The organism is Variovorax sp. 160MFSha2.1, assembly GCF_048305075.1.
GTDB classification, from domain to species: Bacteria; Pseudomonadota; Gammaproteobacteria; order Burkholderiales; family Burkholderiaceae_C; genus Variovorax; species Variovorax guangxiensis.
The window spans coordinates 5,384,358-5,407,667 of record NZ_CP157624.1; the positions used below are offsets into that span (position 1 = coordinate 5,384,358).

23 protein-coding genes and 1 pseudogene are annotated in these 23,310 nt (G+C 69.1%); 8 read left to right on the forward strand and 16 right to left on the reverse strand.

Annotation, left to right across the window (positions count from 1 at the left end):
- Nucleotides 1-1,068 carry a selenide, water dikinase SelD gene (gene selD / locus ABL838_RS24575; protein WP_418122338.1) on the reverse strand — a complete coding sequence of 356 codons (1,068 nt, stop codon included), beginning with the start codon at nucleotides 1,066-1,068 and terminating at the stop codon, nucleotides 1-3.
- A gap of 74 nt (nucleotides 1,069-1,142) precedes the next feature.
- Between selD and ABL838_RS24580 the strand changes: the two genes are divergently transcribed.
- From ABL838_RS24580 to mnmH, 5 genes are all read left to right on the forward strand, one after another.
- Complete coding sequence (locus ABL838_RS24580; protein WP_418122339.1) at nucleotides 1,143-2,000, forward strand: putative selenate ABC transporter substrate-binding protein; 858 nt, start codon at nucleotides 1,143-1,145, stop codon at nucleotides 1,998-2,000.
- Nucleotides 2,001-2,172: 172 nt separating this feature from the next.
- Nucleotides 2,173-2,988: a phosphonate ABC transporter ATP-binding protein gene (locus ABL838_RS24585; protein WP_418122341.1), complete on the forward strand. Its 816-nt coding sequence runs from the start codon at nucleotides 2,173-2,175 to the stop codon at nucleotides 2,986-2,988.
- Nucleotides 2,985-3,827 (forward strand): PhnE/PtxC family ABC transporter permease, encoded by an 843-nt coding sequence (locus tag ABL838_RS24590; RefSeq protein ID WP_418122342.1) that lies wholly within the window; start codon nucleotides 2,985-2,987, stop codon nucleotides 3,825-3,827. The genes ABL838_RS24585 and ABL838_RS24590 overlap by 4 nt, the downstream gene beginning before the upstream one ends.
- A complete protein-coding gene (phnE, locus tag ABL838_RS24595) occupies nucleotides 3,824-4,627 on the forward strand; it encodes a phosphonate ABC transporter, permease protein PhnE (protein ID WP_418122343.1) in 804 nt (267 codons plus the stop codon). The genes ABL838_RS24590 and phnE overlap by 4 nt, the downstream gene beginning before the upstream one ends.
- A gap of 44 nt (nucleotides 4,628-4,671) precedes the next feature.
- Nucleotides 4,672-5,745, forward strand: a complete 1,074-nt coding sequence (gene mnmH, locus ABL838_RS24600) for a tRNA 2-selenouridine(34) synthase MnmH (RefSeq protein ID WP_418122344.1) — start codon at nucleotides 4,672-4,674, stop codon at nucleotides 5,743-5,745.
- On the opposite strand, the gene fdhD is transcribed toward mnmH, so the two are convergent.
- From fdhD to modB, 6 genes are all read right to left on the reverse strand, one after another.
- Nucleotides 5,676-6,596: a formate dehydrogenase accessory sulfurtransferase FdhD gene (gene fdhD / locus ABL838_RS24605; protein WP_418122345.1), complete on the reverse strand. Its 921-nt coding sequence runs from the start codon at nucleotides 6,594-6,596 to the stop codon at nucleotides 5,676-5,678. The two genes, mnmH and fdhD, sit on opposite strands and share 70 nt — an antisense overlap.
- A 31-nt stretch (nucleotides 6,597-6,627) precedes the next feature.
- Nucleotides 6,628-6,915, reverse strand: coding sequence for a hypothetical protein (locus ABL838_RS24610; RefSeq protein WP_418122346.1), 288 nt, complete (start codon nucleotides 6,913-6,915; stop codon nucleotides 6,628-6,630).
- Nucleotides 6,912-9,275, reverse strand: coding sequence for an FdhF/YdeP family oxidoreductase (locus ABL838_RS24615; RefSeq protein ID WP_418122347.1), 2,364 nt, complete (start codon nucleotides 9,273-9,275; stop codon nucleotides 6,912-6,914). Before ABL838_RS24615 ends, ABL838_RS24610 begins: the two co-directional genes overlap by 4 nt.
- An 86-nt stretch (nucleotides 9,276-9,361) precedes the next feature.
- Nucleotides 9,362-10,153, reverse strand: coding sequence for an ABC transporter ATP-binding protein (locus tag ABL838_RS24620; RefSeq protein ID WP_418122348.1), 792 nt, complete (start codon nucleotides 10,151-10,153; stop codon nucleotides 9,362-9,364).
- Nucleotides 10,150-10,899: a molybdate ABC transporter substrate-binding protein gene (gene modA, locus ABL838_RS24625; RefSeq protein WP_418122349.1), complete on the reverse strand. Its 750-nt coding sequence runs from the start codon at nucleotides 10,897-10,899 to the stop codon at nucleotides 10,150-10,152. Before modA ends, ABL838_RS24620 begins: the two co-directional genes overlap by 4 nt.
- Before the next feature lie 154 nt (nucleotides 10,900-11,053).
- Entirely contained in the window at nucleotides 11,054-11,737 is a 684-nt protein-coding gene (gene modB, locus ABL838_RS24630) for a molybdate ABC transporter permease subunit (RefSeq protein WP_418122351.1), read from the reverse strand.
- Nucleotides 11,738-11,842: 105 nt separating this feature from the next.
- Here modB and ABL838_RS24635 point away from each other — a divergent pair, with 105 nt between their 5' ends.
- Nucleotides 11,843-12,115: a hypothetical protein gene (locus tag ABL838_RS24635; protein ID WP_418122353.1), complete on the forward strand. Its 273-nt coding sequence runs from the start codon at nucleotides 11,843-11,845 to the stop codon at nucleotides 12,113-12,115.
- 36 nt (nucleotides 12,116-12,151) lie between these two features.
- Here ABL838_RS24635 and ABL838_RS24640 read toward each other — a convergent pair whose 3' ends face one another.
- The 4 genes from ABL838_RS24640 to apbC all read right to left on the reverse strand — a co-directional run bounded on the left by ABL838_RS24640 (nucleotide 12,152) and on the right by apbC (nucleotide 16,480).
- Complete coding sequence (locus ABL838_RS24640; RefSeq protein WP_126024752.1) at nucleotides 12,152-12,499, reverse strand: winged helix-turn-helix domain-containing protein; 348 nt, start codon at nucleotides 12,497-12,499, stop codon at nucleotides 12,152-12,154.
- 89 nt (nucleotides 12,500-12,588) lie between these two features.
- The gene (locus tag ABL838_RS24645) at nucleotides 12,589-14,286 is read right to left on the reverse strand and encodes an OFA family MFS transporter (RefSeq protein WP_418122355.1); all 1,698 of its coding nucleotides are present in this window, start codon (nucleotides 14,284-14,286) and stop codon (nucleotides 12,589-12,591) included.
- A 141-nt stretch (nucleotides 14,287-14,427) separates the two neighbouring features.
- Nucleotides 14,428-15,372 carry a LysR family transcriptional regulator gene (locus ABL838_RS24650; protein WP_126024750.1) on the reverse strand — a complete coding sequence of 315 codons (945 nt, stop codon included), beginning with the start codon at nucleotides 15,370-15,372 and terminating at the stop codon, nucleotides 14,428-14,430.
- Nucleotides 15,373-15,388: 16 nt separating this feature from the next.
- Nucleotides 15,389-16,480, reverse strand: coding sequence for an iron-sulfur cluster carrier protein ApbC (apbC, locus tag ABL838_RS24655; RefSeq protein WP_184642514.1), 1,092 nt, complete (start codon nucleotides 16,478-16,480; stop codon nucleotides 15,389-15,391).
- A gap of 86 nt (nucleotides 16,481-16,566) precedes the next feature.
- Between apbC and ABL838_RS24660 the strand changes: the two genes are divergently transcribed.
- Complete coding sequence (locus tag ABL838_RS24660) at nucleotides 16,567-17,769, forward strand: patatin-like phospholipase family protein (protein ID WP_418122356.1); 1,203 nt, start codon at nucleotides 16,567-16,569, stop codon at nucleotides 17,767-17,769.
- Between the two features lie 22 nt (nucleotides 17,770-17,791).
- On the opposite strand, the gene ABL838_RS24665 is transcribed toward ABL838_RS24660, so the two are convergent.
- The 3 genes and pseudogenes from ABL838_RS24665 to ABL838_RS24675 all read right to left on the reverse strand — a co-directional run bounded on the left by ABL838_RS24665 (nucleotide 17,792) and on the right by ABL838_RS24675 (nucleotide 21,444).
- Entirely contained in the window at nucleotides 17,792-19,000 is a 1,209-nt protein-coding gene (locus tag ABL838_RS24665; RefSeq protein WP_418125905.1) for a M20 family metallo-hydrolase, read from the reverse strand.
- A gap of 39 nt (nucleotides 19,001-19,039) precedes the next feature.
- Nucleotides 19,040-20,239: pseudogene (locus tag ABL838_RS24670) on the reverse strand (diaminopropionate ammonia-lyase); the annotation flags it as partial.
- A gap of 17 nt (nucleotides 20,240-20,256) precedes the next feature.
- Nucleotides 20,257-21,444 carry a M20 aminoacylase family protein gene (locus tag ABL838_RS24675; protein WP_418122357.1) on the reverse strand — a complete coding sequence of 396 codons (1,188 nt, stop codon included), beginning with the start codon at nucleotides 21,442-21,444 and terminating at the stop codon, nucleotides 20,257-20,259.
- A gap of 96 nt (nucleotides 21,445-21,540) precedes the next feature.
- Between ABL838_RS24675 and ABL838_RS24680 the strand changes: the two genes are divergently transcribed.
- A complete protein-coding gene (locus tag ABL838_RS24680) occupies nucleotides 21,541-22,011 on the forward strand; it encodes an Lrp/AsnC family transcriptional regulator (RefSeq protein ID WP_418122359.1) in 471 nt (156 codons plus the stop codon).
- On the opposite strand, the gene ABL838_RS24685 is transcribed toward ABL838_RS24680, so the two are convergent.
- Nucleotides 21,980-22,486: a hypothetical protein gene (locus ABL838_RS24685; protein WP_418122360.1), complete on the reverse strand. Its 507-nt coding sequence runs from the start codon at nucleotides 22,484-22,486 to the stop codon at nucleotides 21,980-21,982. The two genes, ABL838_RS24680 and ABL838_RS24685, sit on opposite strands and share 32 nt — an antisense overlap.
- A gap of 118 nt (nucleotides 22,487-22,604) precedes the next feature.
- Nucleotides 22,605-23,294 carry a YceH family protein gene (locus ABL838_RS24690; RefSeq protein WP_418122361.1) on the reverse strand — a complete coding sequence of 230 codons (690 nt, stop codon included), beginning with the start codon at nucleotides 23,292-23,294 and terminating at the stop codon, nucleotides 22,605-22,607.
- Nucleotides 23,295-23,310: the final 16 nt, after the last annotated feature.

Sequence of the window (23,310 nt, forward strand, 5' to 3'; positions counted from 1 at the left end):
TCAGGGCACCACGTGCAGCGAGGGCTCGCCGACTTCCACACGGCCGATGACGGCCGCGCGCGAGAAGCCCTCGTCATGGAAGACCTTCAGCACCGCATCGACCGCACCGGGCGCGCAGCTCACGAGCAGGCCGCCCGAGGTCTGCGGGTCGCTCAGCAGGTTCTGCGTGGTGGCGTGCAGTCCGGGCGCGAGGCTCACCTCGGCGCCGTAGCCGGCCCAGTTGCGGCCCGACGCGCCGGTGACGAAGCCTTCGGCGGCCATGGCCAGCACGTTCTCCAGCAGCGGCACCTTCGACCATTCGACGACGGCCCTGAGCTTCGCGCCGCGCGCCAGTTCGAGCGTGTGGCCGGCCAGGCCGAAACCGGTGACGTCGGTCAGCGCGTGCACGCCTTCGAGCGCCGAAAGCGCGATGCCGGGCGTGTTGAGCTTGGTGGTGTTTTCGATGAGCTGGCGGTAGCCGGTCTCGGAGAGCTGTTCCTTCTTGAGCGCGGCGGAGAGCACGCCCACGCCCAGCGGCTTGCCCAGCACGAGCACGTCGCCGGCCTTCGCGTCGGCGTTGCGGCGCACGCGCTCGGGGTGCACCAGGCCCATGGCGACGAGGCCGTAGATCGGCTCGACCGAATCGATGGTGTGGCCGCCCGCAATAGGGATGCCGGCCGCGCGGCACACGTCCTGCCCGCCGCGCACGATCTCGGCGATGACCTCCACCGGCAGCTGGTTGATCGGCATGGCCACGAGCGCCAGCGCCATGATCGGGCGCCCGCCCATCGCGTACACGTCGCTGATCGCGTTGGTCGCGGCGATGCGGCCGAACTCGTATGGGTCGTCGACGATGGGCATGAAGAAGTCGGTGGTCGCGATCAGCGCCTGCTGGTCGTTGAGCCGGTAGACGGCCGCGTCGTCGGCGGTCTCGATGCCCACCATGAGCTCGGGCGGAATCAGCCCGCCGGCCTGGTTCTTCAGGATCTGCGACAGCACGCCTGGCGCGATCTTGCAGCCGCAGCCGCCACCATGCGAAAAGCTCGTGAGGCGCAGGGGCGCGAGCGGGTTCATGAGAGTCGGGTTCATGGCGCGATTATCGAATCGGGCCCGCTTTCTACAATCCCGTCCTTTCCAAAACCGCAAGCCTCCGAGGCGCATCCATGAAAAAGACACTCACCCGACTGGCCCTTGCCCTGAGCTTCTGCGCCGCAAGCGCCGGCGCCTTCGCGCAGGGCGTGCTGCGCGTCTCGGCCATTCCCGACGAAGCGCCCACCGAGCTTCAGCGCAAGTTCACGCCGCTGGGCGACTATCTCAAGAAGGAAACCGGCATGGGCGTGCAGTTCACGCCCGTGACCGACTACGCCGCCGTGGTCGAGGGCCTGGCCACCAACAAGATCGACCTGGCCTGGCTCGGCGGATTCACCTTCGTGCAGGCGCGCATCCGCACCAACGGCGGCGCGGTGCCCATCGTGCAGCGCGCGGAGGACGAGGTGTTCACCAGCAAGTTCATCGTGCCGGTTGACAGCACCGCCAAGACGCTGGCCGACCTGAAGGGCAAGACCTTCGCCTTCGGCGCGCCCTCCTCCACCTCGGGCAGCCTGATGCCGCGCTACTTCCTGCTGCAGGCGGGCATCAACCCCGAGAAGGACTTCAAGACCGTCGCGTTCTCGGGCGCGCACGACGCCACCGTGGCCTTCGTGGCCGCCTCGCGCGCCGAAGCCGGCGTGCTCAACGCGTCGGTGTGGGACAAGCTGGTGGAGGCAAAGAACCCCAACGCCGCCAAGGTGCGCGTGCTGGCCACCACGCCGACCTACTACGACTACAACTGGACGGTGCGCCCCGGCCTCGACCCCGCGGTCACGAAGAAGCTGACCGACGCCTTCCTCAAGCTCGACCCGGCCAACCCGGCGCACAAGGAAATCATGGCGCTGCAGCGCGCGAGCAAGTTCATCCCGACCAAGTCGTCGAACTACGACGGGATCGAGACGGCGGGCAAGTCGGCTGGTCTGATCAAGTGATTTGTCCGGAGGCGAGGGGACCCTCACCCCAACCCTCTCCCGCAAGCGGGAGAGGGAGCCAACAGCCGGACGGCGAACAACCTTCTCCTCCGTTCGCCCTTTCGCACCTGCTCCCTCTCCCGCTTGCGGGAGAGGGCCGAGGTGAGGGTGCAGCCTCCGAAAGCCCCCTGGCGTGAGCTTCTCCCTCGACGCCGTCGGCGTGATCCACCCCAACGGCCAGCGCGCCCTGGCCGGCGTGACGCTGTCCGCGCGCGACGGCGAACGCATCGCCGTCATCGGGCCCTCGGGCGCCGGCAAGACCACGCTGCTGCGCGTGCTCGGCGCGGCGCTGCGGCCTACCGAGGGCGAAGTGCAGGTGCTGGACGCGAAGCCCTGGCAGCTGCCTGCCGCGGCGCTGAAGAAGCTGCGCGCCCGCATCGGCACCGTGCACCAGTCGCCGCCCATCGCGCCGCGGCTGCGCGTGGTCACCGCCGTGCTGGCTGGGCGGCTCGGCGAGTGGTCGACGCTGCGCGCGCTGGGCTCGCTTTTCCATCCATCGGACATCGCCGGCGCGCACGAGGCGCTCGCGCGGCTGGGCTTGGAAGAGCGGCTCTTCGAGCGCTGCGACCGGCTCTCCGGCGGCCAGCTGCAGCGCGTGGGCATCGCGCGCGTGCTGTACCAGCGGCCGGCGCTGCTGCTGGCGGACGAGCCGGTGTCGGCGCTCGACCCCACGCTGGCCGATGCCGCCATCGGCCAGCTCGTCGCGCAGAGCGAATCGACGGGCGCGACGCTGATCGCCTCGCTGCACGCGGTGGACCTCGCGCTGCGCTGGTTTCCGCGCATCGTCGGCATGCGCGGCGGTGGAGTGATGTTCGACCTGACGGCCGACCAGGTCACGCCCGAGATGCTCGATGCGCTGTACGCGAGCGAAGGCGGTGTCGCGAGGCTGCAACCGCAGCCGGCCGGCGCGGCCATGGAGCCGGCCTTCCACAGGCCGGACTGCCCTTGAGCACCCCGGCCGCAATCGGCAACCCGGCCTTGCGAGACCCGCACGCCACGCGCCGGCTGGCCGCCTGGGCCGCGGCGCTGGCCATCGCCTGGCCGATGCTTTCGCTGTCCGAGTTCAAGCCGTGGGCGCTGTTCGGCAGCGGCAATCTCGCGGTCATCGGCGGCTTCCTGGCGGGCTTCTTTCCGCCCGATGGCTCGCCGGCCTTTCTCGCCCTGCTCTTCAAGGCCACGCTGGAGACGCTGGCCATGGCCACGGCCGGCACTGCCCTCGCATTGCTGATCGGCGCGCCGCTGGGCTTCGTGACGACGCGCGCGCTTTCCATCTCGCGCATCGGACCGGGGCCGGGCCGGGTGCAGGCCGGCGTCGTGCGGCAGGCCGCGCGCTGGCTGCTGATGGTGCTGCGGGCGATTCCGGAGATCGTCTGGGCGCTGCTCTTCGTGCGCGCGCTCGGGCTCGGGCCGGCCTCGGGTGTGCTGGCGCTGGCCATCACCTACGGCGGCATGCTGGGCAAGGTCTACGCGGAGATCCTCGAATCGGCCGACACGCGCCCGGCCCGCGCGCTGCTCGAAGGCGGCAGCGGCCGGCTCGCGGCGCTGTGCTACGGCCTGCTGCCGAACACTGCGCAGGAGCTGGCCTCGTACACCGTCTACCGCTGGGAATGCGCGGTGCGCGCCTCGGTGGTGATGGGCTTCGTGGGCGCGGGCGGGCTGGGGCAGCTGATGGACCAGTCGATGAAGATGCTCAACGGCGGCGAAGCCAGCAGCATCCTGCTGGTGTTCCTGGCGCTGGTGCTGCTGGCCGACCTGCTGAGCAGCGCGTTGCGGAGGCTCTTGGCATGACGACGAAGACGCTGCCTCCGCGCCCGGCGCCGTGCTGGCGCTGCCGCATCGCCCTGCTGCTGATCGGCACGGCGGTGGTCGCGAGCTTCGCCTACCTGGGCATCGACTACCGCGCGCTCGGTTCGATGGAGTCGCTGCGGCTCATGGGCAAGTTCATCGTGGAGTTCTTCCCGCCGGACCTCTCGCCCGACTTCCTTGCCAAGGCGGGCACCGGCGCCCTGCAGACGCTGGCGGTATCGGCCCTCGGCACCGTGCTGGCCGCGCTCGCGGGCGCGGTGCTGGCCTTGCCCGCATCGGGCCGCGCAGGCTGGCTGCCACGCCATGCCGCACGCTTTGCGCTCAACTTCCTGCGCAGCGTGCCCGAGCTGGTGTGGGCTGCGCTGATGGTGCTGGCCGCCGGCATCGGCCCCTTCGCGGGTGCGCTGGCGCTGTCGCTGCACACCACGGGCGTGCTGGGGCGCCTCTTCGCCGAAGCGCTGGAGAACGCGCCGCGCGAGCCCGAGCAGGCGCTGACGCTGTCGGGCGCGAATGCAGTCACTGCCTTCAGCTACGCCAGCCTGCCGCTGGTGCTGCCGCAGTGGGTGGCCTACACGCTCTACCGCTGGGAAATGAACATCCGCATGGCCGCCGTGCTGGGCTTCGTGGGCGGTGGCGGACTGGGGCAGCTGCTGTACTTCCACCTGTCGATCTTCCAGCAGCAGCAGGCGATGACGGTGCTGATCGCGATGTTCGTGCTGGTCACGCTGGTGGACTTTGCCAGCGCTCGCTTGCGCAAGGGGCTCGGGCCAGCCTACGCCTGATCGCCCCTGTCACCGACAATCGGGGGCATGAGGTTCCTTTTGCCATGAGTCATCGCCAGCCCGTGCGGGTGGCCGACCGCCACGCCTTCGACACGCTGATCGACGCCCGCTCGCCGGCCGAGTTCGCGCTCGACCACATCCCGGGCGCCATCAACTGCCCGGTGCTGAACGACGAGGAGCGCCACATCGTCGGCACCGTCTACGTGCAGACAGGAGCATTCGAGGCACGCCGCATCGGCGGCGCGATGGTGGCGGCCAACATCGCGCGGCACCTGCGCGAGACGCTGGCCGACCGGCCCGAGAACTGGAAGCCGCTGGTCTACTGCTGGCGCGGCGGCATGCGCAGCGGCTCGATGGTGACGTGGCTGCGCCTGGTCGGCTGGGACGCGCAGCAACTCGCGGGCGGCTACAAGAGCTTCCGCCGGCATGTCATCTCCCAGATCGACACGCTGACGCCCAAGCTCGACCTGCGCGTGATCTGCGGTGCGACCGGCAGTGCGAAGACCCGCGTGCTGCATGCGATGGCCGCGCGCGGCGCACAAGTGCTCGACCTTGAAGATTTCGCCCGCCACAAGGGATCGCTGCTCGGTTCGCTGCCGGGCGTGGCGCAGCCTTCGCAGAAGCACTTCGAGACGCGCATCGCGGCGGTGCTTGAAACCATCGATCTTTCGCGTCCGCTGTACGTGGAGGGCGAGAGCATCCGCATCGGGCGGCTGTCGCTGCCATTGCCGCTGGTGGCGCAGATGCGCGGCGCGCCATGTATCGAGGTGGCAGCCCCGCCCGAGGCACGGCTGGCTTATCTGCTGCGCGACTACGCCTATCTGGGTGATGACCGGGACGCGCTGGCCGACAGGCTGGGCGCGCTCAAGGAACTGCAGGGCAAGGAGACCGTTTCGCGCTGGCAGCAGTGGGCGCATGAGGCGGATCTACCGCATCTGTTCGCGGAGCTGATGGCGCTGCATTACGACCCGCACTATCAGAAGTCGCAGGAGCTGCATTTCCGTGCCTGGGCGGGGCGGCAGCGCGTGGTGGCCGGTGATCTTTCGGATCAGGGCATCGAGGCCGTGGCCGATGCGGTGCTGGCGCTCGGCAAGGGCGCGGCGAGCCCGTCGGCATAGAGCACGCCCCGCGGCGCGCGGCACAGCCCCCAGAACCGCAGGCCGCACAGTTCGGCCATGCGCACACCCATGGCCGTGGGCGCGGAGATGGTCGCCATCGCCGCGATGCCCACGCGCGCGCACTTGCGCACGAGTTCATGGCTGCCGCGGCTGGACATCAGCACGAAGCCCGGCTCCTGCAGGCGGCTTGCGCGTGCGAGGCTGCCGATGAGCTTGTCGAGCGCGTTGTGGCGGCCGACGTCTTCCATCAGGTCGGTGAGTTCGCCGTCGACAGTGGCCCATGCAGCCGCGTGGATTGCGCCGGCTTCGGCGTTGAACACCTGGCGCGGCGGCATGGCCGCGAAGGCGCGCAGCACGGTGGGCAGGTCGATGCGTTCGATCCAGTCGCGCCGGGGCACGGGCTGCGGAGACAGATCGAGCCCCGCGAAGCTCTCGACGCCGCACACGCCGCAGCCGGTGCGGCCCGCGAGGCTGCGGCGGCGGTCTTTCAGGCGCTCGAAGCTGCGCGTGGAAATCTCGAGCTGTACCTCGATGCCGGGCATGCCGGCGGGCAGGCCGGCTTCGGAAGCATCGACGGTGCGCACGTCGATGCCGCGGCAGTCGGCGGCGGTGTCGAGGATGCCCTCGCTCAGCGCGAAGCCGAGTGCGAAGGCATCCATGTCCTGCGGGGTGGCCATCATCACCGCGTGCGAGACGCCGTTGAACACCAGTGCCACCGGCACCTCGGCAGCAAGGGTGTCGTCGCGCAGCTCGCCTTCGGGCGCGACGCCGCGCTCGCCGAACACGCGCACGGCGTGCCGCGACAGCGGTGGCAGGGTGTCTTCGGAATCGTCGGTTTCTGGCTTCGACATGGGGGCTCCAGCTGGTCGAGCCATTGTCGGCTCAGTCGCGGTTCTCGTCTTCGGGAGGAAGTGTTCCCACCTGCGCCCGCCCGGCTTCGAGCAGGTGCGCGACCCAGCGGTCGTCATGCTGCACCACGCGTACCCAGCCCGGACCGCGCACGCCGCCGATGGCGGCATCGCCCATCATCGTGAGCCGGCGCATCAGCACGCTGGCACCCTGGCCCAGCCGCTTGCCCAGGCGCGGCAGCGAGACGCCCGTGCCGTCGGGCTCCTGCGCGAGCATGCGCAGGATGGCCACCGACAGGCTGTCCTGCAGCAACGCACTCATGCCGCCGCCACCATGCCGTCTGCCTCGTCCTCCGCCAGTTTCTGGATCGGCAGCTCGTGCGGCACCAGCACCACGGGAATGGACTTGGAAGTCGGCGTGCCGGCGTTCTCGGCCACGGCCGACAGCGGCACCAGCGGATTGGTCTCGGGGTAGTAGGCCGCGATGTTGCCGCGCGGGATGTCGTAGGCCACCAGCTTGAACCGGTCGGCGCGGCGCTCCTGGCCGTCGTTCCACACGGTCTGGATGTCGACCCAGTCGCCGTCCTTCAGGCCGAGCGCGCGGATGTCTTCCTTGTTGATGAAGACCACGCGGCGCTGGCCGAACACGCCGCGGTAGCGGTCGTCCATGCCGTAGATGGTGGTGTTGTACTGGTCGTGCGAGCGCGTGGTCAGCAACGTGAAGACGATGGTGTCGCCCTTTTTCGCGAATCGTGCCCGGGCACGGTGCGAAGGCGTGTCCAGCGGCACGGCATGCGTGAAGAACACGGCCTTCTTCGACGAGGTGTTCCACACGCGCTCGTTCGCGGTGTTGCGCAGGCGGAAGCCGCCGGGGTGCGCCACGCGGGCGTTGAAGTCCTTGAAGTCGTCGAACACGGCTTCGATCTTGTCGCGGATGCGCGAATAGTCCTCGATGAGCCACAGCCACGGCGTGTTGCTGCGCGCGCCCAGCGTGGCCGCGGCGAGCCGCGCGACGATGGCCGGCTCTGACAGCAGGTGCTCCGACGCGGGCGGGTTGATGCCCATGGAGATGTGCACCATGCTCATGGAGTCCTCCACCGTCACGCCCTGCTGGCCGCCGGCCTGCATGTCGATCTCGGTGCGGCCCAGGCACGGCAGGATGAGCGCTTCGCGCCCGTGGATCACGTGGCTGCGGTTGAGCTTGGTGGTCACGTGCACCGTGAGCTCGCACTGCTTCAGCGCCTTCCAGGTCTGGTAGGTGTCGGGCGTGGCGGCCGCGAAGTTGCCGCCGAGCGCGAAGAAGACCTTGCCCTTGCCGTCGAGCATCGACTGGATCGCCTCGACGGTATCGACGCCGTTGCGGCGCGGCGGCTCGAAGCCGAACACCTTCTGCAGGCGGTCGAGCAGCGCGGCGGGCGGCTTCTCCCAGATGCCCATCGTGCGGTCGCCCTGCACGTTGCTGTGTCCGCGCACCGGGCAGGCGCCCGCGCCCTCGCGGCCCATGTTGCCGCGCATCATGAGCAGGTTGCCGATCATCTGGATCGTGGCCACCGAATGCTGATGCTGCGTGATGCCCATGCCCCAGCAGGCGATGACGCGCTCGGCGCCCAGGTACACGTCGGCCGCAGCGCGAATCTGTTCCTCGCTCAGGCCCGATTCGCGCACCAGGATGTCCCACTGCTCGGCGCGCAGGTCGGCCGCCAGTGCATCGAAGCCGGTGGTGTGCTCGGCGATGAATGCATGGTCGAGCACCGAAGGCTCGCCGCGTGCCACGGCCTCGTCCTCGCGCTCGATGACGTGCTTCATCATTCCCTTGACGGCGGCGAAGTCGCCGCCCACGCGCAGCTGGAAGTAGTGCGTGCTGATGGGCGTGGAGCCCAGGGTCGCCATCTCCAGCTTGTCCTGCGGGTCGGCGAAGCGTTCCAGGCCGCGCTCGCGCAGCGGGTTGAAGCTCACGATGCGCGCGCCGCGCTTCGACGCCGCGCGCAGTTCGCCGAGCATGCGCGGGTGGTTGGTGCCGGGGTTCTGGCCGAAGATGAAGATCGCGTCGGCCTTCTCGAAGTCGTCGAGCGTGACCGTGCCCTTGCCCACGCCGAGCTGCGGGCGCATGCCGCTCCCGCTGGGCTCGTGGCACATGTTCGAGCAGTCGGGAAAATTGTTGGTGCCGTACTCGCGCACGAAGAGCTGGTACAGGAAGGCCGCCTCGTTGCTGGCCCGGCCCGAGGTGTAGAAGATGGCCTGGTCGGGGTCGGGCAGCGCGTTCAGGTGGCGGGCGATGCGCGCGAAGGCGTCGTCCCATTCGATGGGCACGTACTTGTCGCTCGCCGCGTCGTAGGCCATCGGGTGAGTGAGCCGGCCCTGGTCTTCGAGCCAGAAGTCGCTCTGCCCGGCCAGTTCGGCCACGGTGTGCTTCGCGAACAACTCCGGACCGGCGCGGCGCGCGGTGGCTTCGGCGGCCACGGCCTTGACGCCGTTCTCGCAGAACTCGAAGGTGGAGGCGTGGTTGCGGTCGGGCCAGGCGCAGCCCGGGCAATCGAAACCGTCAGGCTGGTTGGCCGAGAGCAGCGTCTTCGCGCCCTTGATCGGAATGTCCTGCCGCAGCAGCGCATTCGTCACGCTGCGCAATGCGCCCCAGCCGCCCGCCGGGCCCTTGTAAAACTCGATCTTCTGCTCGCTGCTCATGCGAGCGAGTGTTCGCCGCGGGCCGCTGGAGCGTCAAATTGAATCGGGACATGCGGCGATTCAAAAAGGAAATGAAGCCAGCCGCCTCAGACTCCCCGGGTGTCCCTCATCAGCAGCCCCCTCAGCTTGCGCCGCAGCGGCGTGTCTTCCGCGAGGCGAGCACCGGCCGCCTCGTGCAGCGCGACATCGCGGCTCTCGGCGTTGTGCAGGTCGATCTCGCGGACCACCCGGCCTTCGCTGTAGACGAAGGCCACGTCGGCCAGGGCGAGCACGTCCTCGATGTCGTGCGTGATCATCAGCACCGGAATGCCCCACTGCCTGCGCACCTCGGCGAGTTCCTCGCGCAGTTCGGCGCGCAGCATGGGGTTGAGGGCGGCGAAGGGCTCGTCGAGCAGCAGCACCTGCGGCTCGCAGGCCAGCGCCCGCGCAAGGGCCACGCGCTGCCGCTGGCCGCCTGAGAGGGTCTGGGGGCGGCTGTCGACGAGTGCTGCGAGGCCGAAGCTTTCTAGCAGCGCGTGGACGCGCTCGGCGTCCTTCGCGGCGGGCCTGCGGCGATGCCATGCGGTCAAGCCGAAGGAGACGTTCTCGCGCACGCTGAGATGCGGGAAGAGCGCGTAGTCCTGGAAGAGATAGCCGATGCGCCGCGCCGGCGCGGGCACGTCGATGCCCTGGGCCGAGTCGTACAGCGTGCGGCCGTCGAGCCGCACGTGGCCCGAGCTGGGATGCAGCAGGCCGGCGATGGCCTGCAGGGTGAGCGACTTGCCCGCGCCCGACGGGCCGTAGAGCGCGGCAAAGGGCACGTCCGTCGCGAAACGCACCGCGAGATCGAAGCGCCGGCGGCCGTCGGCCACCGTGAGCCTCAGATCGACATCGATCATGGCTTGCCGAATCCGTAGCGCGCGAGCACTTCCTGGGCGGCGGGCGTCGAGAGGAAGGCGATGAAGTCGCCGGCCAGCGCCTTCTGCCTGCTTTCGGCGACCACGGCGATCGGGTAGGTCACGGGCGTGTGGCCGGTGGGCGTGAAGGCGATCTTCACCTTGTCGCCGGCGATGGCCGCGTCGGTGCGATAGACGAAGCCGGCCTCGGCCTCGCCGCGGCTCACGTAGTCGAGCACCTGGCGCACGCTGTCGGCCTGCACGAACTTGGGCTCCAGCGCGGTCCAGAGGTTGGCGTTGTCGAGCACCTGCCTGGTGTAGCGGCCGACCGGCACGGTCGCGACCTTGCCGACGGCGATCTTCTTGACATTGGTCCCGCTCAGGTCCTGCAGCGACTTCAGGCCCACGCCTTCCTTGGCGGGCTCGATGAGCACCAGGCTGTTGGTGACGAAGTCCTTGCGCGTGGCGGCATCGATGGCCTTCTGCTCGACGCCGCGGTTCATGGTTTCCTGGTCGGCGCTGGCGAACACGTCCACCGGCGCACCCTGGCCGATCTGCTGCAGCAGCACGCCCGAGGCGGCGAAGTTGAAGCGCACCGAGGCGCCGGCCTTGGCGGCTTCGAACTTGGGTCCGATCTCCTTGAACGCGTCGGTCAGGCTCGCGGCGGCGGACACGGTGATCTGCTGCGCGGCGGCAGCCAGCGGCAAGCCCAAGGCAACGACGAGGGACAAAAGACGCAACGGACGCATGATGATCTCCAGGAAGTGATAGAGAGCCGAAGACTAAAAAGAGACCCTTCCCCTTCGGGGAACACCGCGGAACCGGCTTTGCCGGGCCGCAGGTGTTGCCCCCTGCAAGGGGGTTGGCGAAGCGACACGAAGTGCGCGAAGCCTGGGGGTATGCTCATTTCAGCGAGAAGAAGCGGTTCGACAGCACCAGCACGGTGATGGACAGCAGCGAGGTCACGATGACCAGCAGCAGCGCGAGGTCGTCGTGCCCGGCCTGCACCGCGTCGTAGATGGCCATCGACAGCGTCTGGGTCTGCTTCGAAATGGAGCCGGCCACCATCAGCGAGGCGCCGAATTCGCCCATGGCGCGCGCGAAAGCCAGCAGCGTGCCGGCCAGGATGCCCGGCCAGGCCAGCGGCAGCGTGACACGCAGGAACACCGAGAACGGCGACTGCCGCAGCGTGCTGGCGGCTGCTTCGAGCGAGCGGTCCACGCCCGCGAACGCCGCGCTGGCCGACTTGAGCACCAGCGGCAGCGCCACCACGGCCGAGGCCACCACCGCGCCGTGCCAGCTGAAGATGATGGTGTAGTCCAGGTGCTCGCGCAGCCAGCCGCCCAGCGGGCTGCGGCGCCCCGCGGCCACGAGGATGGCGTAGCCGATCACCGTGGGGGGCAGCACCAGCGGCAGCATGAAGACGGCTTCGAGCACGTTGCTGCCGAAGAATTTCTTGCGCGCGAACACCCAGCCCAGCGCCACGCCGACGATCAGCGCCAGCACGGTCGCCACGGCGGCGACCTTGAGCGACAGCACCAGGGGGAACCAGTCGGTCGAGGCGATGAGCGAGTTCGTCGTGTTCATGAAAATACGGCGCAATTGTTACACGTTCAGCCCGGTTTTCTTTCAGGAGTGCGCAAATCGGTCATCCTCCATATACTGACGGATATAGCGTAGGAGACACCCGCCATGCGCGCATCCGCCCACGACGCCGTCGTCCGTTCGATCTCGGGCCGGCCGGAGCTTCGCCATCGCGTGACACGGGTACAGGAATGGCGCATCGAACGCACCATGGATGCCGCTGGCTTCGTGCTGTCCATCGTCGGCGCGGACGGCGCAAGCCAATCGTTCTTCGTGGGCGCCACCGACGCGGGCGACATCGGCGAGGTGCTGCGCCGCGAGGCGGCGTGGGCCGTACCGCCGGCCGGAAGAGGCATTCAGGGAGCGATCAAGCAGCAATGAACCGCGCGTCCGGCAGCTCGATGGCCGCTTGCGGACTTACTGCGCCAGGAGCCGCGTGAGCGCACGGATGTCGGCCGCGGCGGCAAGGCGCGCAGCATTTTCGATGGCCCGGTAGTGCTTGACGATCTCCTCGCCCACCGGGGTGAGCGCCGTGCCGCCGCCGCGCGAGCCGCCTGCCGCCGTGTTCACGGCCGGAGAGGCCAGCGACTGGTTCATCTCGTCGATCAGCATCCAGGCCCGCCGGTAAGACATGCCCAGCAGCCGGGCCGCCGCCGAGATCGAGCCGGTCTCGGCCACGGCTTCGAGCACCGCGATCTTGCCGGGACCGATGGCGATGGCGTCGTCCCGGTAGACGCGCAGACGGAACTGGACTTTGGATTTCATGTGGGCGCCAAGCGTAAACCAATGCTGGGCGCCATTGTCGGCCTGCAACGGCCGGCAGCCGGGGTGCCGACTGCCGCTGCCGACCGTCTTCAGTGGAAGAACTTGGCGGCGCTCACCAGCGTCTTGTAGACGCCCCAGGCCAGCGGAATGCCCACCGCCAGCCAGGCCAGCGCGACGACCGCCGGGCTCACCGTGTCGGCGCGGCCCGAGCCGGCCCCCACCTCGGCGGCAGACGCCTTCTCGTGCGCCAGCTTCTTCTCGACGGCGAGTTCCTCGTCGCTCATGAAGTGCCTGTCGGCCACGGGGCGCACCAGCAGGTTGGCGATGAAGCCGATCACCAGCATGCCAACGAGGATGTACATGGTCTGGTTGTAGACCTGCTCGCGCGGCAGGCCCAGGCCCAGCTGGTATTCGCGCATGTAGTTCACCACCACCGGGCCGAGGATGCCGGCCGTTGCCCATGCGGTCAGCAGGCGGCCATGGATGGCGCCCACGAACTGCGTGCCGAACAGGTCGGCCAGGTAGGCCGGCACGGTGGCGAAGCCGCCGCCGTACATCGACACGATCACGCAGCACGCGCCCACGAAGAGCAGCTTGCTGCCCGCGCCCGCCGAAGAGGGAATGCTCGCGTACAGGATGCCGCCGAGCAGGAAGAACACCGTGTAGGTGAGCTTGCGGCCCAGCTTGTCCGACATGCTCGCCCACACGAAGCGCCCGCCGATGTTGAAGAGCGAGAGCAGCGCGGTGAAGCCGCCCGCCACCACGGCGATGGCCGCGAGCTGCGTCTTGTCGAGCTCGCCGTACTTCGCAGGCAGGTCGATCAGCGCGCCGCCGAACACTTCCTGCAGCATGGGCGAGGCCATGCCGATCACGCCGATGCCCGCGCTCACGTTCATGCACAGCACCAGCCACACGAGCCAGAACTGCGGAATGCCCCAGACCTTGCGCACGTGCACGTGGCGCTGCGTGATCATGGTGTTGCTGACCTGCGCCGGAGGCGGCGTCCAGCCTTCGGGCTTCCAGCCCGAGGGCGGCACGCGGTACCCCAGCGCGCCGGCCATCATGAAGACGAAGTAGCCCAGCGCCATAACCACGAAGGTCTGCATCACGCCCACGTCGGTGGCGGTGGAGAAGCGCTTCATCAGGTCGACCGCCAGCGGCGAGCCGATCATCGCGCCGCCGCCGAAGCCCATGATGGCCATGCCGGTGGCCATGCCGCGGCGGTCGGGAAACCACTTGATCAGCGTGCTCACCGGCGAGATGTAGCCCAGCCCGAGGCCGATGCCGCCGATCACGCCGGAGCCGAGGATCATCAGCCAGAACTGGTGCAGGTGGATGCCCAGTGCCGACAGCAGCATGCCGCCGCACCAGCACAGCGCCGACACCACGCCGGCCTTGCGCGGGCCCGCGCGTTCGAGCCAGCCGCCCCACAGGGCCGCCGAGCAGCCGAGGAAGACGAAGAACAGCGTGTACATCCAGCCGAGGGTGGCCACGCGCCAGTCGCAGTTGGTGGCGAAGAGCTCGGCGAAGAAGCTCATGTCCTTGGCGCAGGACTGCGCGCCGGTGCCGGCGGTGCCCAGCGCCTTCGACAGCGGCAGCCAGAACACCGAGAAGCCGTAGGCCATGCCGATGCACAGGTGGATGGCCAGTGCGGCCGGTGGAACGAGCCAGCGGTTGAAGCCGGGGCCCGCGATGATGCGTTCCTTTTCCAGGAAGCCGGGCTGCGGTTGCGCCCCTGCTCCAACGATGCGCTCTCCTTCGAGAACGCCTGCAGATGAACCTGCCATATTTCTCCTTGTTCGCCGGATGTGTAAGTTTTTGCTAATCCGGGGCGCGGAGTGTCTGCGAACGGTTTAAGCGCCGTCAAATTCGATCAGGGCATGGCCTGATTCAATAACTAAATGAGAGCGGCAAAGAGAGGCCGCCGATCAATCGCCCAGCGACCCGTCATGCTCCTGCAGATGCGCCTGCCATTCGGGCGCCTGCATGAATGCCAGCGCGGCCTCGAGGGCGCGGGAAGCGCGCACGCCGTCCTGCGTCATGAAGCCGATGGGCGTGCGCACGTCCGGCCCCACCAGCGGCAGTGCTTCCAGCTCTCGGTGGGTGCGCACGGCATCCACCATGCCGCCGGGCAGCACGCTGCAGACCTTGCCCGCGCTCACCGCGAGCGCGAGCGCCAGCACCGAATTGGTCTCGATGGCCGGATTCACCGGCGCGCCCGCTTCGCGCAGCGCCTGGTCGACGATGGCGCGGTTGTGCATGTCGGAGGTCAGCAGGCACAGCGGCAGCTTGCCCGCCTCGGCCCAGGCGATGGGCTCGCCGATGCGCAGTTCGTCAGACGATGGCTTATTCGCACGGCGCAGCAGGAAGTAGTGCTCCACGCTCTGCGGCCAGGCGCTGAGCTTGATGCCCGGCAGGTGCATGCGCTCGGTGTAGCCCAGCGCGAGGTCGATGGAGAGGCTCTCCAGTCCCGTCTCCAGGTCCTGCGAACTCATCGAGAGCACCGCCGGCACGATGCCCGGGTGCCGCTCCTGCAGCATGGCCGCGAAGCGCGAGAGCATCGGAATCGCCGTAGGCACGGCCGCCATGCGCAGGCGCCCGTGCGGGTTGTCCACGTCGCTGCGCAGTTCCTGCAGCAGCACCTCGTTGTCGCGCAGCATGCGCTGGGCCGTGGCCAGCACGCGCTCGCCCTCGTGCGTGAGGCCCACGTACACGCGGGCCCGCTTGACGATGACGACGCCGAACTCGGTCTCCAGCGCGCGCAGCGCATTCGACAACGCCGGCTGCGTGATGTGGCAGGCCTGGGCGGCGCGGCCGAAGTGCTTGTGCTCGTTCAGCGCCACCAGGTAGCGCATCGAGGCGAGCAGGTTCATCGAAAGAGGCCGTTCTTCAGGTGTTCTTGCTGATCGAAATCGTCGGGAACTTCGCGGAAAAGTCCTTCGCCTTCTCTGCGATGCCCACGGCCACGCGGCGGGCGACCGCCTTGTAGATGCCGGCGGCTTCGCTGTCGGGCTGGGACACCACGGTGGGCGCGCCGCTGTCGGCCTGCAGGCGGATATTGATGTCCAGCGGCAGCGCGCCCAGGTACTCCATCTGGTACTCGGCCGCCATCTTCTTTCCGCCGTCGGCGCCGAAGATGTGCTCGGCATGGCCGCAGTTCGAGCACACGTGCACCGCCATGTTCTCGACGATGCCCAGGATCGGCACGCCGACCTTCTCGAACATCTTGATGCCCTTCTTCGCGTCGAGCAGCGCGATGTCCTGCGGCGTGGTGACGATCACCGCGCCCGTCATCGGCACGCGCTGGCTCAGCGTGAGCTGGATGTCGCCGGTGCCCGGGGGCATGTCGACAACGAGGTAGTCGAGGTCTTTCCAGTTGGTCTGGCGCAGCAGTTGCTCCAGCGCCTGGGTGGCCATGGGGCCGCGCCAGATCATGGCCTGGTCCTGGTCGACCAGGAAACCGATGGACATGACCTGCACGCCGTGGCGCTCCATCGGCTCCATGGTCTTGCCGTCGGCGCTGTCGGGGCGGCCTTCGATGCCCATCATCATGGGCTGGCTGGGGCCGTAGATGTCGGCGTCGAGCAGGCCGACCGTGGCGCCTTCGGAGGCCAGCGCCAGCGCCAGGTTGGCGGCGGTGGTGCTCTTGCCCACGCCGCCCTTGCCGGAGGCCACCGCGATGATGTTCCTGACGTTCGGCATCAGTTGCACGCCGCGCTGCACCGCGTGGCTGATGACCTTGGTGACGATGTTCACCGACACGTTCTCCACGCCCGGCAGCGCCTTGGCGGCCGCCACCAGTTCCCTGCGGATGGCCGCGTGCTGGCTCCTGGCCGGGTAGCCGAGTTCGAGGTCGAACGAGACGTCGCCCTCCGAGACCTGGAGGTTCTTGAGCGAGCGGGTCGCCGCGAAAGGCTTGCCGGTGTTAGGGTCCTGGACGGCCTTGAGCGCCTCCATGAGCCCTTCTGGGGTGAGTGCCATTGATCAAACTCCTGAATGGCCGGTAGTCTAAGGCGCTCGCCAAGCCGGCACCCCGAGCCCTTCCAATAGCCCGACAACGAACAAAAATGCCCGACACAAGCCCCGTCACCGGCCTTCTGCTCACCGGGGGCGGCGCGCGGGCCGCCTACCAGGTCGGCGTGCTCGAAGCCATCGCCGAGATCCGCCGGGCGACCGGCACGGCAATCACCGGCGCGGCCAACCCCTTCCAGGTCATCACCGGCACCTCGGCCGGCGCCATCAACGCGGCGGCGCTGGCCTGCGGCTGCGACGACTTCGACTATGTGGTGGGCCATATCGCCGACGTCTGGGGCAAGTTCCGCGCCGAGCAGGTGTACCGCGCCGATTCGCTCTCGGTGATCGGCAGCGGCACGCGCTGGCGCATGCTGCTGGGCTTCGGGCGCTTCGCGGCCAACTGGATGCGCATCAAGCCGAAGTCGCTGCTGGACAACACGCCGCTGTCGCAGCTGCTGCGGCGCATGGTGCCGCTCGACCGCCTGCCGCAGCTGATGAAGGACGGCCACCTGCAGGCGCTGGCTGTGACCGCGTCGAGCTACAGCTCGGGCGAGCACGTCACCTTCTTCGAGGCGGCCGTGCCGATGGAGCCGTGGGTACGCTCGCAGCGCCTGTCGGTGCGCGACAGCATCACGCACGAGCACCTGCTGGCCTCGTCGGCCATTCCCTTCGTGTTCCCGGCCACGGCATTGCCGATGCAGGGCCACACCGAGTACTTCGGCGACGGCTCGATGCGGCAGTCGGCCCCCATCGCAGCGGCCATCCACCTTGGCGCGCAGCGCATCGTGGTGATAGGCGCGGGCCGCATGCACGAGCCGCGCGACGCCACCGCGCCCAACACCCACAGCGGCTATCCGACCATGGCGCAGATCGCGGGCCACGCGCTGTCCAGCATCTTCCTCGACGCGCTGGCAGTGGACATCGAGCGCCTGCGCCGCATCAACCACACGCTGGGACTGATCCCGGAAGAGGCGCGCGCGGCGAGCACGCTGCGCCCGCTCGACCTGCTGGTGATCTCGCCCTCGGAGCGCCTGGACGTGATCGCGGCGCGCCACGTCGATGCCCTGCCCGGCGCGGTGCGGCACCTGCTGGGCGGCTCGAAGGTCGCGGCCGACGTGAAGGGTGGCGCACTGGCCAGTTACCTGCTCTTCGAGTCGGCCTACACGCGCGAGCTGATGGCGCTGGGGCGCGCCGACACGATGAAGCAGCGCGACGAGGTGCTGCGCTTTTTTGGCTGGACGCCGGCGGCGGCCTGAGGCTCCCGCCGTTCAGGCTGTTTCAGGCGGTTGGCGGCTCGTCCGCCAGCGCCAGCATCACATCCAGCAGCACGCTCGCGCCGTTGGCCAGCTCGGCCGGTGCCGTGTGCTCCCTCGGGTTGTGGCTGATGCCGCGCTCGCTGGGCACGAAGATCATGGCGGCGGGGCAGATGCGGGCCATCATCTGCGCGTCGTGCCCGGCGCCCGAGGTCATGCGGCGGCTCGGCAGGCCACGCGCGCGGGCCGAGGCCTCGATGCGGCGGACCAGCCCCGCATCGAACACCACGGGCTCGAAGCGGGCCAGCCGGCGCGCCTCTATGGTGACGCCCTCCTCCTTCTCCAGCTCGCGCAGATGGGCTTCCAGTTCGGCTTCGGCGCGCCGCAGCATCGCCTCGTCGGTGTTGCGCAGGTCGACCGTCAGCGTCGCGCGCGCGGCGATGACGTTGATGAGGTTCGGATGCAGATCGAGCACGCCCACCGTGCCGACCTGGCTGCCGCCGTAGCGGCGCGCCAGGTCGCGCACGAAGACCGCGATGGCCGCCGCGCAGTAGCCCGCGTCGTGGCGCAGCCTCATGGGCGTGGTGCCGGCGTGGTTCGACTGGCCGACGATGGAAATCTCCTGCCACGAGATGCCCTGCAGGTCCTGCACCGCGCCGATGGCCAGGCCCTCGGCTTCGAGCACCGGCCCCTGCTCGATGTGCAACTCGACGAAGGCATGCGGCACGATGGCGCCGCATGCCATGTCGCCCGCGTAGCCGATGCGCGCGAGCTCGTCGCCCAGCCGCGCGCCGTCGGTGCCGAGCGTGTCGAGGGCGGCGTCGGGCGAGAGGCCGCCCGCGTGCACCAGCGAGCCCATCATGTCGGGCATGAAGCGCACGCCCTCCTCGTTGGTGAAGGCCGCCACCACGATGGGCCGCAGCGTGCGCCGCCCTCGCGCGTCGAGCCAGCGCACCACCTCCAGCCCGGCCATCACGCCGTAGTTGCCGTCGTAGCGGCCGCCGGTGGCGACGGTGTCGATGTGCGAGCCCGTCATCACCGGCGCAGCATCGGTGATGCCCGCGCGAATGCCGAAGATGTTGCCGACGCGGTCGATGCGCACCTCCAGGTCCAGCTCCTTCATCCAGCGCACCAGCTGGTCGCGGCCCTGGCGGTCGGCGTCGGTCAGCGCGATGCGGCAGACACCGCCGCCGTCGATCGCGCCGATGGCGGCATGCGCCTCGATGCGCGCCATGAGCGCGTCTTCCGCAATGCCCTCGCGCCGCAGCCACTGCGCCTGCGCGGCGACGACCTCCTCGCCGCAGCGGCCGGTTATGCCCCGGTAGACGCCGGGCGCCGTCGCGCCCTCGGTGCTGATGAGCAGCACGCGCGCATCGGGGTCCAGCCCTGCGGCATCGCGCGCGGCGGGGTCGGCCGCCAGCGCTTGCAATGCGGCGAGGCCGGCAGCCCCCGATTCGCCGCTGAGCACGGGCACATCGCCAGCATCGCCGCTCGCGAGCGTGCGCATCGACTGCTCGGCCTGCGCGTCGGTCACCGTCATGAAGACGTCAACGGCGGGCTGAAGAAAGCGCCATGCGAGCGGCGAAGTCTCTCCGCACGCCAACCCGGCCATCACCGAATCGACCGAACCCGTCGCCCGGCTCGCGTGCCCGTTGCGCGCGCTCTGCAGCAGGCAATCAGCCTGCTCGGGCTCGACCACGATGAAGCTGGGGCGGGCCGCCCCGTAGCGCTCCCAGAAATGGCTGACGACGCCCGCGGCCAGCCCGCCCACGCCGCCCTGCAAGATGACGTGGGTGAAGGGGCATGGCGCATCCGCGGCGCTGTTCTCCAGCACTTCGTCAGCCAGGATGCCGTAGCCCTGCATCACGTCGCGCGGCACTTCCTCGTAGCCTTCGTAGGAGGTGTCGGAAACCACCTCCCAGCCGTTGACGCGGGCCAGCCGCGCGGCCTCCTCGACCGACTCGTCGTAGTTGCCCGCGATGCGCACGATCTCCGCCCCCAGCGCCGCGACGGGCGCCTCGCGCTCCTCGCTGACCTGCGCGTGCAGCACGATCACACAGCGGCAGCCGATGCTCTGCGCGGCTGCAGCCAGCGCGCGGCCATGGTTGCCATCTGTGGCGCTGACGACCACGAAGTCGCGCAGCGCATCGGCATGCGTGCCGGCGAGAAGATCGGCGGGCGCCCAGCCGGCGTCGGGCCAGCGGCGCAGCACCAGCCTCAGCAGGGCCACGGGCGCACCGAGCACCTTGAAGCTGCCGAGCGCCGAGCGCGCCGACTCGTCCTTCACCGTCAACGCGCCGATGCCGAGCTGCCGCGCGAGCCCCGGCAGCGACCATGCCGGCGTCGGCGCGGGCTGCAGCCGCCTCCATGTCGACAGCCACTGCCGGCTCTCCTTGCCGCGCGCGATGCTCATCACCTCGCGCAGCGATTCGTCGTATGCGCGGCGCCGCGCCTGGGGGTTCCTGAAAAGCATGTCGTTCGTTCGGTAGATCAGTTGGTGGTGCCCGGACGTGCAGGCAGGCGCATGCGGACGATCTCCGCGAAATAGCGGGCGCCCGTCGCGAGCACCTCGTCGTTGAAGTCGTAGCTGCCGTTGTGCAGCGGCGTGCCGCCGGGTTCGCCCTCGGCGCCGTTGCCGAGGAACACGAAGGCGCCCGGCACGGCCTGCAGGAAGGCGCCGAAGTCTTCCGAGATCATCATCGGCGCCACGTCGGCGTTCACGTTCTCCGCGCCCACCACGGCCGTTGCAGCAGCCACCGCCGTGGGCACGCACTCGGCCCAGTTCACCGTGGGTGCGAACTCGTGCGTGTAGCTGAACTCGCAGCCGGCACCATGCATGCGGCAGATGCCCTCGCTGATCTCGCGCATGCGCGCGGCCAGCATGCGCTGCACCTCGGGGTCGTAGCTGCGCGTGTCGCCCTTGATGACGACGTTCGACGGAATCGCGTTGCGGATGCCGTCGGTGATGAACTCGGTGCACGAGACCACCGCCTGCGCGCCCGGGTCGAGCGTGCGCGAGACGATGGTCTGAAGCGCCAGCACGATCTGCGCACCGATCACGATGGGGTCGATGCCCATGTGCGGCCGCGCGGCGTGCGTGCCCCGGCCCTTCACGTGGATCACGAAGTTGTCTTCGCTGGCCATCAGGCCGCCCGCGCGCGTGGCGAAGGTGCCGGCGCGCATGCCGGGCATGTTGTGCAGGCCGTAGATCTCGTCGACCGGGAAGCGCTGGAACAGACCGTCTTCCATCATGGCCTTCGCGCCGCGGCCGTGCTCCTCGGCTGGCTGGAAGATGAAGCGCACGGTACCGTCGAAGTCGCGCCGCTCGCTCAGCAGCTGCGCCGCGCCGAGGATGATCGACATGTGGCCGTCGTGGCCGCAGGCGTGCATCTTGCCGGGCGTGGTGGAGGCGTAGGCGCGGTCGGCGGGCAGCTCGGCGATGTTGAGCGCGTCCATCTCGGCGCGCAGGCCGATCGTGCCCTTGCCGCTGCCCACCTTCAGGTTGGCCACGAGGCCGGTGCCGCCGATGCCGGTGTGCACCTCCAGGCCCAGCGCCTTCAGCACGCGGATGACGAAGGCGGATGTCTTCGCCTCCTCGAAGCCGGTCTCGGGAATCGCGTGCAGCGCGCGGCGCCAGCCGGTGAGCGTGTCGCGCAGGGGTGCGTCGTGGAGGTTCATGGCGGGATGCTATTGACAATGGTGCGAGACAGGTACGCAAAATCGAGGCTTCCGACGCAACGTTTTTGCGCGCACCCAGCATCCGACCAGGCACCCATGACCCCGCTAGACGCCCTCGACCTTCGCCTGCTGGAGCTGATCCAGGCCGACAGCCACATGCCCCAGAGCGAACTGGGCGAGCGCGTGCACCTGTCGACGGCGGCGGTGAACCGAAGGCTCAAGCGCATGCGCGACGAGGGGGTCATCCAGCGCTACGGCGCGGTGCTGTCGCCCGCCGCGCTGGGCCATCCGCTGACCATCGTGGCCGAGGTCGAAGCCGAAAGCGAGCAGATCGAGCGGCTGGACGCGATGAAGAAGAGCTTCAAAGACTGCCCGCAGGTGCAGCAGTGCTACTACGTCACCGGAGAGTGGGACTTCATCCTGGTCTTCGTGGTGCGCGACATGGTGCAGTACACGGCGCTCACGCGGCAGCTTTTCTTCCAGAGCAACAACGTCAAGCGCTTCCGGACGCTGGTCACGATGGACCCGGTGAAGCTCAGCCTGGACGTGCCGGTGTCCGGGAGCTGAATTCCACGCGGCGCGCGTCGGCGGACGGCATCAGCATCGAGCGCAGCAGCAGGGTCACCGCGCAGACGATGGGCAGCAGCGCCAGCAGTCGTCCCGGCTCGAAGGCCAGTCCGGCGGCCACGCCGACGGCGCAGCCGGTTTTGATCCACGGCGCCACCGCATCCCACCCACGTCGATGCGTCGCGGCAAAGCCGACGAGCGCGATCCAGCCATAGAAGCCGCCGAAGACGGAAAAGACCCAGCTCAGCAGGTAGTAGACCGTGTCCATGTCGCGGAACACGATCGCCGTGCCCAGGCTCCGCCAGGTGTGGCGATAGCCGTCGAAAAGAAAGAAACCGGTGGCCGAGGCGGCCCACCAGAAGAAGGCATACAGGCTCGCGATGCCGGCCAGTGCCGCGAGCCACGCGAGCGCGCGGCGCGTGATGTCGTCGAAGGGCATGTGGTCGCGCCACGCGACGGTGTGTCCGTTGTCCATGCAGGGCTCCAGGTGTATTCGCAATGGAGGCCGAAGTTAGACACCGGGTGTGCGGGCTGCGTGAAGCCCGTGTGAAATGGCGCGATCAGAGGGCGCTCATGAGGCGCTTAGGGGCCCGTCACCCCGCCTCCGAAATCCCCAGCTCCGAACACACCCGCCCCAGCAGCGCCTTCAGCGACGCCACCTCGGCTTCCAGCCGCGCCACGTTGGCCTTGAGTGCCGCGACTTCGCCCAGCGACACGTCGTGCGACGCCTGCCCCGAATCGGAAGACACACCGGCGGGCCGCATGCTTTCCTCGGGCGGCGGGCCGCTCAGCAGATGCGCCCAGCGGCTCTCGCGCGCGCCGGGCAGGCGCGGCAGCTTCACCACCAGCGCGCCGGCCGGGCGCTCGGCGAGTTCGTCGAGGAAGCCCTCCACCGACGAGATGTCCGCGAAGTTGTGCATGCGGTCGCAGGCGATGCGCAGCTCGCCCGCCGTCTGCGGGCCGCGCAGCATCAGCACGGTCAGCAGGATCACCGACTGCGACGGGATGCGCAGCACGCGGTCGACGTTGTGCTCGTAGCGGAAGGCCCGCCCGCCGCTGGTCTCGGCCACGAGGCTGTAGCCCCGGAGGCTGTCGACGGCGGCCTGCACCTGCGACTCGGTGAGTTCGAGCACCGGGTTGCGGCTGTTCTTCTGGTTGCAGCCCGACACCAGCGAGTTGAGCGTGAGCGGGTAGCTGTCGGGCACGGTGCGCTGCTTTTCGGCGAGCACGCCGAGCACGCGGGTTTCGACCAGGGAGAGGACTGGAAGGGTTGTCGATGACATGGGGGCTCGGAAAAGA